The sequence below is a fragment of the Bacillus mobilis genome, from assembly GCF_001884045.1.
GTDB lineage: Bacteria > Bacillota > Bacilli > Bacillales > Bacillaceae_G > Bacillus_A > Bacillus_A mobilis.
Genome location: NZ_MACF01000083.1, coordinates 1 through 275, shown reverse-complemented (window position 1 = coordinate 275; position 275 = coordinate 1). Strand labels below are relative to the sequence as shown.

The 275-nt window shown below is 33.5% G+C and carries 1 pseudogene; it reads left to right on the top strand.

The window, feature by feature from the left end:
- Positions 1-124 precede the first annotated feature (124 nt).
- Positions 125-275 (top strand): annotated as a pseudogene (locus BAQ44_RS30370) (RNA-guided endonuclease InsQ/TnpB family protein); the annotation flags it as partial.

Sequence of the window (275 nt, the reverse complement as noted above, 5' to 3'; positions counted from 1 at the left end):
CTCCCACCTCTAAACGTAAGTGAAGGTGGTGAGGTGAATCGAAAGAAATATTTTATTTTCAAGAAAAAAGAGGAAACGTACGTTCTTTTTTTGCTATAATATCCTTAACAAGGAGGTGAATAAAATGACAAAGGAAAATCCATCAAGCTATAAAACTCTTCAAATTTGGATTAAAAAAGGGCATCGTATGTATTCTTATTTTCAAGCATCTTGTCATAACGCTAAGAATATGTACAACACCACAAACTTTTATATACGCCAGGTGTACACTGGAT